The 11897-nt window shown below is 67.2% G+C and carries 14 protein-coding genes; 9 read left to right on the top strand and 5 right to left on the bottom strand.

Features of this window, described 5'->3' with window-relative positions; all coding sequences use genetic code 11:
* Positions 1–4 precede the first annotated feature (4 nt).
* Together ACS5Q7_RS07760 and ACS5Q7_RS07755 are read right to left on the bottom strand one after the other, a co-directional pair.
* On the bottom strand, positions 5–1090 hold the full coding sequence (locus tag ACS5Q7_RS07760) for an efflux RND transporter periplasmic adaptor subunit (protein WP_478338759.1): 1086 nt from the start codon (positions 1088–1090) through the stop codon (positions 5–7).
* A complete protein-coding gene (locus tag ACS5Q7_RS07755) occupies positions 1087–2211 on the bottom strand; it encodes an efflux RND transporter periplasmic adaptor subunit (protein ID WP_478338758.1) in 1125 nt (374 codons plus the stop codon). Before ACS5Q7_RS07755 ends, ACS5Q7_RS07760 begins: the two co-directional genes overlap by 4 nt.
* A gap of 99 nt (positions 2212–2310) precedes the next feature.
* On the opposite strand from ACS5Q7_RS07755, the gene ACS5Q7_RS07750 reads away from it, so the two are divergent.
* The 9 genes from ACS5Q7_RS07750 to ACS5Q7_RS07710 all read left to right on the top strand — a co-directional run bounded on the left by ACS5Q7_RS07750 (position 2311) and on the right by ACS5Q7_RS07710 (position 8372).
* Positions 2311–2883 carry a TetR/AcrR family transcriptional regulator gene (locus tag ACS5Q7_RS07750; RefSeq protein ID WP_478338757.1) on the top strand — a complete coding sequence of 191 codons (573 nt, stop codon included), beginning with the start codon at positions 2311–2313 and terminating at the stop codon, positions 2881–2883.
* A 233-nt stretch (positions 2884–3116) separates the two neighbouring features.
* Positions 3117–4112, top strand: a complete 996-nt coding sequence (locus ACS5Q7_RS07745) for a phosphoribosylaminoimidazolesuccinocarboxamide synthase (protein ID WP_478338756.1) — start codon at positions 3117–3119, stop codon at positions 4110–4112.
* Between the two features lie 108 nt (positions 4113–4220).
* Positions 4221–4709, top strand: coding sequence for a hypothetical protein (locus ACS5Q7_RS07740; RefSeq protein ID WP_478338755.1), 489 nt, complete (start codon positions 4221–4223; stop codon positions 4707–4709).
* Positions 4706–4957 (top strand): monovalent cation/H+ antiporter complex subunit F, encoded by a 252-nt coding sequence (locus tag ACS5Q7_RS07735; protein WP_478338754.1) that lies wholly within the window; start codon positions 4706–4708, stop codon positions 4955–4957. The genes ACS5Q7_RS07740 and ACS5Q7_RS07735 overlap by 4 nt, the downstream gene beginning before the upstream one ends.
* Positions 4954–5238: a monovalent cation/H(+) antiporter subunit G gene (locus ACS5Q7_RS07730; protein WP_478338753.1), complete on the top strand. Its 285-nt coding sequence runs from the start codon at positions 4954–4956 to the stop codon at positions 5236–5238. Before ACS5Q7_RS07735 ends, ACS5Q7_RS07730 begins: the two co-directional genes overlap by 4 nt.
* Complete coding sequence (locus ACS5Q7_RS07725) at positions 5235–5504, top strand: Na(+)/H(+) antiporter subunit B (RefSeq protein WP_478338752.1); 270 nt, start codon at positions 5235–5237, stop codon at positions 5502–5504. The genes ACS5Q7_RS07730 and ACS5Q7_RS07725 overlap by 4 nt, the downstream gene beginning before the upstream one ends.
* Positions 5501–6277, top strand: coding sequence for an MnhB domain-containing protein (locus ACS5Q7_RS07720; protein WP_478338751.1), 777 nt, complete (start codon positions 5501–5503; stop codon positions 6275–6277). The genes ACS5Q7_RS07725 and ACS5Q7_RS07720 overlap by 4 nt, the downstream gene beginning before the upstream one ends.
* Positions 6274–6633: a sodium:proton antiporter gene (locus ACS5Q7_RS07715; RefSeq protein WP_243958079.1), complete on the top strand. Its 360-nt coding sequence runs from the start codon at positions 6274–6276 to the stop codon at positions 6631–6633. Before ACS5Q7_RS07720 ends, ACS5Q7_RS07715 begins: the two co-directional genes overlap by 4 nt.
* A complete protein-coding gene (locus ACS5Q7_RS07710; protein ID WP_478338750.1) occupies positions 6630–8372 on the top strand; it encodes a complex I subunit 5 family protein in 1743 nt (580 codons plus the stop codon). Before ACS5Q7_RS07715 ends, ACS5Q7_RS07710 begins: the two co-directional genes overlap by 4 nt.
* 9 nt (positions 8373–8381) lie before the next feature.
* On the opposite strand, the gene ACS5Q7_RS07705 is transcribed toward ACS5Q7_RS07710, so the two are convergent.
* Genes ACS5Q7_RS07705 through ACS5Q7_RS07695 form a run of 3 tightly spaced genes read right to left on the bottom strand, consistent with a single transcriptional unit; the run spans position 8382 to position 11868 of the window.
* Positions 8382–9512, bottom strand: a complete 1131-nt coding sequence (locus tag ACS5Q7_RS07705; RefSeq protein ID WP_478338749.1) for a DUF2827 family protein — start codon at positions 9510–9512, stop codon at positions 8382–8384.
* A gap of 11 nt (positions 9513–9523) precedes the next feature.
* Positions 9524–10738 carry a DUF2827 domain-containing protein gene (locus ACS5Q7_RS07700; protein WP_478338748.1) on the bottom strand — a complete coding sequence of 405 codons (1215 nt, stop codon included), beginning with the start codon at positions 10736–10738 and terminating at the stop codon, positions 9524–9526.
* On the bottom strand, positions 10735–11868 hold the full coding sequence (locus ACS5Q7_RS07695; RefSeq protein WP_478338747.1) for a DUF2827 family protein: 1134 nt from the start codon (positions 11866–11868) through the stop codon (positions 10735–10737). Before ACS5Q7_RS07695 ends, ACS5Q7_RS07700 begins: the two co-directional genes overlap by 4 nt.
* Positions 11869–11897 lie beyond the last annotated feature (29 nt).

Raw genomic sequence — 11897 nt, 5'->3', positions numbered from 1 at the left:
TCGGTCACTCGGCGGCGGCGGCGAGGCGCACGGCCTGCCCGTCGCGGATGGAATGGACGCCCGCCACCACGACGCGCTCGCCGGGCTTCAGGCCGTCCGTCACGGCGATCTCGTCCGGGTTCTCGGGCGCCGGCCCGAGAGTCACGTCACGGCGGGCGACGGAGGCCCCGTCCGCCGCCACGACCCAGAGCGAGCGCCGCTCGCCCTCGGCCAGCAGCGCGGTCGCCGGCAGCACGAAGCTGCGGGGCTTGGCGCGGCTGAGGGAGACGGTGATCGTCGCGCCCAGGCGGAAGGCCGGGTTCGGGTCTTCCAGGGTCATGCGGATGCGCCGGGTGCGGGCGCCCGTCTCGGCGAAGGGCGCCGTCTCGCGGACGCGGCCCCGCGCCGTCATCTCCGGCGCGCTCTGAAGTGAGACGGTGAAGACCCCGTCCGCCGGCATGGCGCCGACGAGCCCTTCGGGGATGTCGACCACGGCATCGCGGGCCTCCGGCCGGGCGACGGTGACGACGCCCTGGCCGGCGCTCAGGACCTGACCGATCTCGGCGAGGCGCTGCGTCACCACCCCGTCGAACTCGGCCTTCAATTCGGTGTAGCCCATCTGATCGCGGGCCTTCTGCAGGCTCGCTTCCGCCTGCGAAAGCCGGGCCTGCGTCGTGTCGCGCCGGGCCACCGCCTGATCGAGGGAGGCTTGGCTCACCGCGTTGCCCGCGAGCAGGCGCCGGGTCCGCGCCTCGGCAGCGGTGGCGTTTTCGGCCTGACCGCGCGCATCGGCGAGGTCCGCCTCGGCGCGGGTGAGATCGAAGCGCGAGACCACCGGGTCGAGGGCGGCAAGGCGCTGGCCCTGCTTCACCAGATCGCCCACCGTCACGTCGCGGGCGACCATGCGGCCAGGAATCTGGAAGCCGAGTTGCGACTGGTAGCGCGGCTCCACCGTGCCCGGGAACGGGCCGAAGGTGAGGCTGTCGCTCGGCTGCGCCACCTGCGTCAGCACGGGGCGGATCGGCGCCGGCTCGTGCGCCTCCTCGGTCGGCTTGCAGGCGCCGAGGGCGAGGGCGCCGAGCGCCAGGAGGGTGGCGGGGAAGCGGTTCATCGGCCTTCGCCCGTCACGGCCGCGCCCTGGAGCGGCGTCTCGCCGAGGGCGATGGCGGCGACCGTCTGGCCAGGCCGCAGGAACTGGATGCCCGCCACCACGACCTGCTCCCCCGGCTCGATGCCGGATTTCAGGGTGATGACGTTCGGCCCGTAGCGGTCGATGACGACCTTGCGCACCGAGACCGTGCGCTTGGCCGGATCGAAGACCCACACCGCCGGCTGGTTCTCGTAGCGGTAGAGGGCCGACCACGGCAGCACGATCACGTCGTTCGGCATGAACGTCCCGCGCCCGACCACCACCGCGCCGAGGCTCATGCCCGGCGGGGTCGATTCGAGGCCGATCTTCACCCGCACCGTGCCGCTCGACGCATCGACGGTGGGCGAGATCTCCCGCACCGTGCCCCTGGTCTTCACCGACGGATCGGCCTGGAGCGAGACCTCCACGACCTTGTTGCCCGGCGGCCGTGCGGTCAGCGCCTCGTAGACGTTGAACACCGCGTCGCGCGGCCCGTCCTGCGCGAGGACGAGGACGGTCTGGCCCGACTGGACCACCTGCCCGACCTCGAAATCCCGCCGGGTGACGATGCCCGGCACGCCGGCGCGCAACTCGGTGTAGTTCAGTTGCTCCTGCGCCGTGCCGAGGGCGGCCTTGCCCGATTCGACGGCGGCCTGGGCCGTGCGCAGATCCTGCTCCGCGTTGTCGTAGGCCGAGCGGGTCGTGTAGCCGCCGCCGAGGAGCTGCTTCTGCCGCTCGAAGGTGAGCTTCGCCTGCGTGAGCTGCGCCTCCGCCGAGGACAGGGCCGCGCGGGCATTGTCGAGGTTGGCGCGCTGGGTCAGCGGTTCGAGTTCGGCGATGACCTGATCCGCCGCGACATGATCCCCGACCTCCACGAGGCGCTTGGCGACCTTGCCGTTCGTGCGGAACGAGACGTTGACCTGCGCCTGGGGCTGGATATCGCCGCTGAACACGACATCCTCCACCATGGAGGTCTTGCGCGCCTCCGCGACGCGGACCCTCAGAAGCCCCTCGTCCGCCGGCGGCGGCGAGGCGGCGGCGAGGAACGGCGCCGCGAGGCAGGCGGCGGCGAGCGAGAGGCGAATCTTGCAGCGAGGAGGCATGATGCGGGCGGCAGCGCAACGATCGCCGGGCGGCGGAGGAACCTTGGCTCCCTATAATCTCTTTGCTACATACCGTCCAGTCGGTAACTAAGGATCGTCATGCAGCCCAAGCGCCAGCGGCTTGCCGAGCGACCGGAGATCATCCTCGACGCGGCCGACGCCCTGCTGCTGCGCAACGGCGCGCGCGGCCTCACCATCGACGCGGTGGCCGCCGAGGCGGGGCTGAGCAAGGGCGGCGTGCTGCACCATTACGGCTCGAAGGACGCCCTGGTGGCCGCCCTCGTGGCGCGCAAGCTCGCCTCCCTGCGGACCGGCATCGCCGCCTGCGAGGTGACGGAGACGGGAGAGCCCCGGAGCCTCGCGCGGGCCATGGTGGCGCATTTCCGGCGCAACCTCTGCGACGACGACGAGATCTCCCGGTCGCTGCTCGTGGCCTCCATCGAGAACCCGGCGGCGCTGGCCGATTACAGCGGCTTCGTGACGGAACGGCTCGGGCGCCTCGCGGAATCCGAGGGCGGGTTCGGCGCGGGATCGGTGGCGTTCTTCGCCATCCTCGGCATCGCCATGGGCCGGGCGCTCGGCTTCCACGAGTTCCCGCCGGAGCAATACGACGCCGTCTTCGCGGCCCTCGACCGCATCGCGGCCCTGGACGATCCCGCCGCGAAGGCGTGACATCGAACGGCGTCCCACCCTCGACCTCATCCTGAGGTGCCCGCGTGAGCGGGCCTCGAAGGAGCCGTCCAGGGATCGCGCGGCTGGCTGGAGCCCTCCTTCGAGGCGGCTACGCCGCACCTCAGGATGAGGGGGGCGAATGGGCGGGATGTCGGTTGAGCGTTTCCCCCTCTGGCCTTCCCCCGCACTTCCGCGCAAAGGCTTGTCCCGCGACACCCAGCCTGGAGCGCATGATGGATCACGCCGCCCTCGCCCCCTATGCCCGGCACGTGCTGGAGGAGGCGACCCTCCCCGAACTGCCGAACCATTACCGGGGCAAGGTCCGGGACAATTACGACCTGCCGGACGGCCGCCGCATCCTCATCACCTCGGACCGGATCAGCGCCTTCGACATCGCGCTGGCCGCGATCCCCTTCAAGGGCCAGGTGCTGACCCAGACCGCCCGGTTCTGGTTCGAGCGCACGGGCGAAATCTGCCCGAACCACGTCCTCGCCTATCCCGACCCCAACGTCGTGGTGGGCCGGCGCCTCGCCATCCTGCCCGTCGAGATCGTGGTGCGCGGCTACCTCGCGGGCACGACCTCGACCTCGATCCTCACCCGCTACAAGGCCGGCGACCGCGCAATGTACGGCCACCGCCTGCCGGACGGCCTGCGCCCGAACCAGAAGCTCGACCGGCCGATCATCACCCCCACCACCAAGGCCGACCACGGCGGCCACGACGAGCCCCTGACCGAGGCCGAAATCCTCGAGCGCGGCCTTCTCACCGCCGAGCAATGGCGGATCGTCAGCGAGGCGGCCCTCGGCCTGTTCGCGCGCGGCCAGGAGATCGCCGCCGCGCGCGGCCTGATCCTCGCCGACACCAAGTACGAGTTCGGCCTCGACGGGGACGGGCGCATCGTCCTCGCCGACGAGATCCACACGCCCGACAGCAGCCGCTACTGGTTCGCTGAGAGCTACCAGGAGCGCTTCGCCGCCGGCGCGAGCCCGGAGAGCTTCGACAAGGACTTCATGCGCAACTGGGTCGTCGCCCGCTGCGACCCCTACAAGGACCCGATCCCCACGATCCCCGCCGAGGTGATCCTGGAGACGGCCGCCGTCTATATCCGCGCCTTCGAGACCATCACCGGCCAGGATTTCACCCTGCCCGACCCGTCCGAACAACCGCTGGAGCGTATCCGCCGGAACATCGCCGCCTATCTCGCGAGGGACACGCCGCCGAATTCTTGAGGCGCCCCCTCGCCCGAGCGGAACCGTAAGCCGGCTCCACCATTGTGCCGCCAGGCTGACCGCTGCTGTGGGGAGCCGCTTCTCTCCGACCCGGTGGCGCCCCCGGCCATGTCCTCCGATTCCGCCGCCGCGAATCCCCGCCTGTTCGCCCTCACGGCCGCCGCCGCCTGGGTGGTGCTCTTCGCCCTCTACCTGCTGTTCGCCGGCTCGTTCAGCCTCGACGAGGCGGCAACCGGCGCCGCCGCCGCGACCCTCGCCTGCCTCTGGTGGGCCCTCGGCGGACGGCGCGGCGGGATGCGCTTCGCCGGCTGGACGCGCCATCTCGGCCGCCTCGCCGGGGCCATCCTCGCGCTGCCCGGCGCGACGGCGCGGGTGGCGGGGCAACTCGTCCACCACATCCGCTACGGCCGTCCGCCGGGCCGGACCCTCTACGAGCGGGACGCCGAGAGCGCCTGGTCCGTGGCCGACACCCCGGCCGAGCGGGCGCTCGGGCTGATCGCGAAATCCCTCGCGCCGGACAGCTTCGTGCTGCGCGAGAAGGGGGGCGATGCCGGCATCGTGGAGCATAGGCTCTCCGGCGGAGGAGACGCGCGATGAGCCTTTGGACCTGGGCGATCCTCGCCCTGCTGCCGCCCCTCGTCCTGAGCGTCGCGCAGACGTGGCGCGGGCGGCCGGGCCAGCGGCTCGCCGCCTACCAGCTCGCCACCACGGTCGGTGTGCTGGTGCTGACGCTCCTGACCTTCGCCACGGATCAGGCCTCGGTGATCGACCTCGCACTCACCACCGTGCTGCTGGGCCTGCCCGGTACGCTGCTCCTCTCCGTGTTCCTGGAGCGCTGGGTATGACGGTGCTCATCGCGATCCTCCTCGGCTGCGCCGTCGCCGCGACATGGCTCTCGGCGCTGGCAATCCTGCGGATGCCCCGCGCCCTCGACCGGCTGCACGCGGTATCCTTCCTCAACATCGTGGCGGGGATCGCCATCACCGCCGCCGGCTTCGCCTCGGACGGAGTGTCCGTGCGCTCCCTGAAGATCCTGCTGATTACCGTGCTGCTCGTGGGCTTCGGCGCCGTCATCACCCACGCCGCCGGGCGGGCGATGCTGCTGCGGGAGGGGCGCTCGGCATGAGCGTGATCCTCCCCCTCCTGTTCCTCCTCACCGCCGCCTCCGGCACCGCCGTGGTGCTGGTCCGCGATCCGGCCCGGCAGATCTTCGCCATCGCCGGCAACGGCATCGTCCTGGCGATCCTCTTCACCGCGCTGCAGGCGCCGGACGTCGCCCTGTCGGAGATCGCGGTGGGCGCGGCCGCCGTGCCGCTGCTGTTCCTCGTCGCCCTCATGGCGGTGCGAGCGGGTAAGGTCGAACAGGCCTCCGACGAGGGCCACGAGCCATGACCCCGCGCCTGCGCCTTACCCTGCTCGGCGTGGCCCTGGCGGCGCTCCTCCCCGGCACCGCCGCCGTCATCGGCCGGCTGCCCGAATTCGGCGCGACCATCGCCACCTATGGCGAGCGCATCAACGCCATCGTGCCGAAGGAGCGGCATGTGGCGAACATGGTCAGCGCCATCAATTTCGACCTGCGCGGCCTCGACACCTTGGGCGAGGAGTTCATGCTGCTCGCCGCCATAACCGGCACCGTGGTGCTGCTGCGCGGCCGGCGCGGTGAGGACATGACCGACCGCGCCATGCGCCTGCCCGGCCGGGCGATCCTGCCGCGCTCGGAAGCCGTGGTGCTGACCTGCCGCCTCGCCGGCCCCCTGCTGATGCTGTTCGGCCTCTACATCGTCGTCCACGCGACGGTGACGCCCGGCGGCGGCTTCCAGGGCGGCGTGATCCTCGCCTCGGGGACGCTCCTCGCCTATCTCGGCGAGGGCTATTCCGGCTGGCGCGACGTGGTCCGCAGCCACTGGCTCGACGCGATGGAGGGCGGCGGCGCCCTGCTCTTCGCCCTGTGTGGCCTCGCGCCGATGCTGGTCGGCGCGGCCTTCATGCAGAACGTGCTGCCCTTCGGCACCTTCCGCGATCTCTATTCCGGCGGCCTGATGCTGATCGAGAATCTCGGCGTCGCGCTCGCCGTCTGCGGCGGCTTCACCCAGCTCTTCCTCGAATTCCTGGAGGAGACCCGCGAAGCCGACGGCCCGGACGAGCCGGGGGAGGACACCGCGTGACCTGGCTCCCCTACGCCGTCGCCGCGTGGCTGTTCGCGGCGGGGCTCTACGGCCTCGCCTCCAGCCGCAACCTGATCCACCTCGTCGGCTGCCTCTCGGTCTGCCAATCGGCGACCTACGTGCTGCTCCTCGGCCTCGGCTATCGCTGGGGCAGCATCGCGCCGATCTTCTACGATCACCCCCCCGGCACGCCCGCCGTCGATCCGGTGATGCAGGCCCTCGTCCTCACCGACATCGTTGTCGGCGCCACGCTCACCGCCCTGCTCCTCGTCCTCACGGTGCAGATCTTCAAGCGCAGCGGCACCCTCGACCCGGAACACCTGAAACCCATGCGCCGCAAGGGCGACACCCGGTGATTGCAACCCTCGTCCCCTTGCCGGTCGCGGTTCCCCTGGTGGTCTGCGCGTCGCTGCTCGCGACCGCCCACCTGCTGCCGAAGCGCGTGCCCGACATCCTCGCTACCCTCACCGCCCTGGCGGTGAGCGTCCTCTGCGCGATCCTCGCCTCCCATGCGGGCGACGGCACAATCGATTACTGGTTCGGCGGCTGGGAGCCACGCGAGGGCGTGGCACTCGGCATCGGCTTTTCGGTGGATGCCGCGAGCGGCTGGATCGCCGCCTTCATCGGCCTGCTCTACGCCCTGGCCTTCGTCTTCGCCTGGGGCTTCTTCGGCCGCACCCACGGCCATTTCCACATCCTGATGCTGCTCTTCCTGGCGGCGATGGTCGGGTTCTGCTTCACCCGCGATCTGTTCAACCTGTTCGTGTGGTTCGAGGTGATGAGCGTCGCGGCCTTCGCGCTCACCGCCTATCACCTGGAGGAATCGGCGCTCGCCGGCGCCCTCAACTTCACCATCGTCAACAGCCTCGCCGGCTTCCTGATGCTCGGCGGCATCGGCCTGCTCTATGCCCGCGCCGAAACCCTCGACTTCGCCGGCATCGCCGCCGCCGTGGCCCATGCCGGCAATGATCCGGTCGTGGCCGGCGGGTTCTGCCTCGTCGCGGCGGCGCTGATGATCAAGGCCGCCGCCGTGCCGTTCCAGTTCTGGCTCGCCGATGCGCACGCGGTGGCGCCGAGCCCGGTCTCGGTGATCTTCTCCGGCGCGATGGTCTCGCTCGGCGTGTTCGGCCTCGCCAAACTCACCACCTTCGTCTTCGCCGGCTCGGACCAGATCCAATGGGCCGTGCCGCGCCTGATGATCGGCCTCGGCGCCATGAGCGCGGTGCTGGGCGGCTGGATGGCCCTGCTCCAGCGCCACCTGAAGCGGATGCTCGCCTTCTCCACCATCTCCCATGCCGGCATCATGCTCACCGGCATCGGCGCCCTCTCGGCCACCGGCACAGGCGGCCTGCTCGTCTACGTCGTCGGGCACGGGATGGTGAAGGGCGCACTCTTCATGATCGCCGGCATTCTCCTCGCCACCCGGGCGAGCGTGGACGAGATCAACCTGCGCGGCCTCGGCAGGGGCATCGGCCCCGCGGGCGCAGCGATGGCCATCGCCGCCCTCCTTCTCGCGGGCCTGCCTCTTGGGCTGCTCGACCTGGGCTCGCGCCTTCTCCACGGCGCCCTCGAGGACACGCATCCCCTCGCCCTCACCGCGAACCTCGTCGGCGCGGCGCTGACCGGCGCCGCCGTGCTGCGTGCCGCTGGCCGGATCTTCCTCGGCCTCGGCGAGGATCCCGGCGACGAGGCCGATGCTCCGAGCGAGGAGGAACGCGAGAAGGCCGACCGGCCCCTGTGGCTGATGCTCGCCCCCTGCTGCGTGCTCCTCGCCCTCGACGTCCTCGTGCCGGCCGACTGGGTCCGCAACATCGCGCCAAGCGCGGTGAGCGCCTTCAGCCGTCAGACGATGACCGGCCCCCTCCATATGGGCGCGGCGACGGGCGCCTGGGTTTCCGTCGCGGGCGCCATCGCGCTGGCCGCCTACGCGCTGTTCAGGCACCGCCTCCCCGGTTTGTTGGTGCGGCCCCTGCAGCGGACACAGTCAGGCCCGGCTCGGTTCCTCGAAGCCCTTCATAGTGGCTTGATCGGCGATTACGTCGCTTGGCTCGCCGTGGGCTTGGCATTGATCGCCGGAGCCCTGGCCATGGCTTGACCGAACGCCCTACGCCCCCGAACTCGCGACGAGTTCGAACAGCAAGTCATCGTATTGATCGGCGAGGTTCGGGTCATCGGCAAGATAGCGCGAGATCCGCGATCGCTGGCGCGCCAGGTAATCGTGGCAGGATGCATCGTGCTCGGTCAGCACCTCGACCAGCCGCTCGGCGCCCTCGGCGACATCATGACCCCGGTAATAGTAGCCAAGATCCTTCACGATATCGGCATTGTGGACCAACGGATAACCCTGCCAGCAGCATTCGAGGTAGATATAGTTTAGAGGCAGACCCCATTGATGCGAGACGACGACATCCGTATGCTCGGCAAGAAATGTCGGGGTCGTCACCCGGCCGATGAAACACGCTTTGCCGGCCTGTATCAGGTCGCAATATTGCATCAACGCTGCAAACTCGGTGTTGTCGTAAACAAAGCGATCCGAGTTGGCGACATACATGAACTCGATCAGTTCGGGGCGTTGCCGGAAGGCTCGCTCCGCGATGAAGATCGGATAGAGACAGAACTTCATCACATCGATATTAGGCTCGAGAACCGATATTCTCTTGCCGCTCTCAGAGGGGCGGTATTCACCCTTGTTCGGCAGGTCCTTCGTTGCGGCCTGGATCGCCATCGGGTCCCAGACGAAGGGCACTTCCTTCACCGGACAACGGCGGAGGGTTTCAAAAAAGCCCCGGCTCAGATCCCAGACCTGCGGAATTGCCCAGACGCAATCGTATTGCTGGTTGACGTAGATCGTGTCGTATAGACGCCGCTTGAAGATCATTGCTTCGATGTTCTGGACGTATTCAGGACCGCAGCAATAGCTGACGATCTTCGTTCCCTGCCTCTTCAAATCGGCTGTCTGGTTCCAATCGATCTGCCCGCCGAGCTCGATCAGCACATCGAGACCCTGCCAGCCCTCGGCATAGGCCATGGTCGGGAAGCGCTCCCGATCCCATGGCAGATCGTCGCCGAGCGTCACCGACGTCGTGTTGAGCAATCTAACGGAATGCCGATGCTTCGAGTTTTGGAACAGCTTGGCAAGATACAGAGCGTTCTGCTTGATCCCGTTGAGCCAGAGGCTCTCAGCTGCCTCGCGGAGCCCGAGCGTGATCCCAATCTTCAGAGAACGCCTGTCCATTGCCCGTTCTCTCAAACGACAGCCGCCACGCTGCGTCGTGGCTCAGCCGCTGTTGTCTGCGAATCCGGCTCGAATAGCCGGACAAGGGCATCGCTATACAGCCGAACATTGGCATCGGAAATCGGGTCGAGCTTGGCGAGGAGGCTGCGCCCGTCTGCGATGTAATTCTTCAGGTTGAGATCGTGCTGCGCGAAGGCCTGCAACAACGCCTTGCCTGCGTCCTCCGGATCGAAGTTCGTGTAACGGTAGCCGCACCCATCGATGAGATCGGAATTGTGGATGAGCGGGAAGCCGCCATACAACGCTTCATAATACAGATAATTCTGCGCGTTCTCCCAATGATGGGAAACGATCGCGTCGGCGTACGGCCCCATGACATCGATGATCGGATAGCGCCCTTCGAAGGTGGCCTTGCCGTGCGAGACGACATCGAGGGAGCGCGCGAACTTCACGAAGGTGTCGTTCTCGCGGAGCTTATCGGTATTGAATACCCGTATGCTTTCCCAACACGCGGGATTCATCCGATAGGCGACCTCGCAAGCGAGAAGCGGGATGTGAGAGGTCTTCACCGAACATAGATTCGGCTCCATCACCGCCAACCGCCAGCGCGTTCGTCCCGGAACGTAGCGGAAGTCGTAATCTCCCCCCTTCGCGGCGGCCGCCTTCTCCAAGAGGCTCGGAGACCAGAGATGCTGCATGATCCGCACGGGTGCGCGATACCCGGCGGCATAATACTCTGCGCAGGTGCGGGAGAAGGCGGGCAGCGTCCAGACTTCGTGGTAGGGCGCCCCGGTCATCAGCAGTCCCGGCGGCAGCTTGAACGCCATCCGCTCGGCATCGATGATGAAGTCATTGGCAACCCGCATCGCCACGATGCGCCCGCCGCGCGCCACGAATGCCTTGGCCCACTCCACATCGAGTTGGGCACTCAGCTCGACGATAACATCGAGGTTGTCCATCGCGTCCGCCATCGTAATGATGGGGGCTTCCGTGCTTTTGAGGAAAGCCTCGGCTTTCTCCGGATTTCCGGGTCCCGAGACCACGACACAGCACCATTCGACGATGGGTGATGTTCGCAGAGTCTGAAGCAGGAAAAAGCAGTTCTGGAATATTCCATTCTCCCAGATGGTCTGCTTCTCATCACGCAAAAACAACGTCACCCCAACGCGCAGGCGGCCCTTGGTATTCCGCTTCGCGCGAGACTGAGACACGGGCGCCTTGCTCACGCCGACCTCCGCCTAGAACTTGTATTGACTAAATCGAGGAGCCGCCGCGCATAATGATCGATGTTTGTGCGGGAGGATGGTGACAAACTATCGATCATCGCCCTGCCCCGCCGAGAGTAAAAATCGAGATTTCTATCGTGCGCCTCGACAGCATGGTTAAAGAGTTTTGCGCCACTCGTAACATCGGAAGTGTCGTAATAATATCCGACATCCTTGAAAATCTCAGAATTATGGATGAGCGGGTAAGAGCCATGGAGCGCGTCTAGATAGACGTAATTCTGCGGACAATTCAGCTGATGGCTGACCACCATGTTGCAGCCCCGGCCCATGACGTGAGCGAAATAATCACGTCCGATGATTCTCGTCCGTCCCGATTGATATGTGTCCATGCTCTGCATGAAGTGGACGTAGGCCGGATGCTCGAGCGTGCCGTCCCCGTTCAAATAGGTGACATAGTCGATCACACCCGGTGATTGTCGCTCCGCCACGTCGCAGATCATCTGGGGGATCAGCCCCATCTTGATGGGCGAGATATTCGGTTCGAAGATCGCCGGACGCGCCGCTCCGGCCTTCAGCGTTCCCGGGCGGTAGCCATACAATGGCTCACCGTCAGGTCCCCGCTCCACGGTTTGTTCGAGGAAGCGTGGTGACCAGAGATAGGGAACCTCGTTCACCGGGCACCGATGGATTGTCCGCAGCATCGGCGCGAAGATCATATCCTTGGCGAGTAGCCAGATCTCTTCGCAGCGTTCAGCCTCGATGAAGAACCCATCGCGACCGAAGACAGTCGGCTCGACCAGCGCAACGTAGGGCTGGCCGCACTGATGGATGATGAACTTGCCGCCACGGAATCTGAACCGCCGGATCCACTCGACGTCGATGGCGCCGCCCATCTCGATGGCGACATCCACCACATCGAACGCCTCCGCCTGCGTGATGATTGGGAAGCGCCTAGCTGCCTCGTCCGACCCATTCGGATGTGTAGGTCGGTCGCCGCAATTGATGAAGTAAACCGCCTCGACGAATGGGATTTGACTTAACAGGTTGACGAGGTGGTAGATGTTCTGCGTGAGCCCGTTGTTCCAGACGTGCTGCTTATCACCCGTCATGATCGAGACGCCGACGCGCATCACAACCCCTTAGAGCTCAAGCCACTCGC

The organism is Methylobacterium sp. Gmos3 (assembly GCF_056430985.1).
Note: the sequence above shows the minus strand (reverse complement) of the source record. Positions and strands in the feature narration are given on the sequence as shown.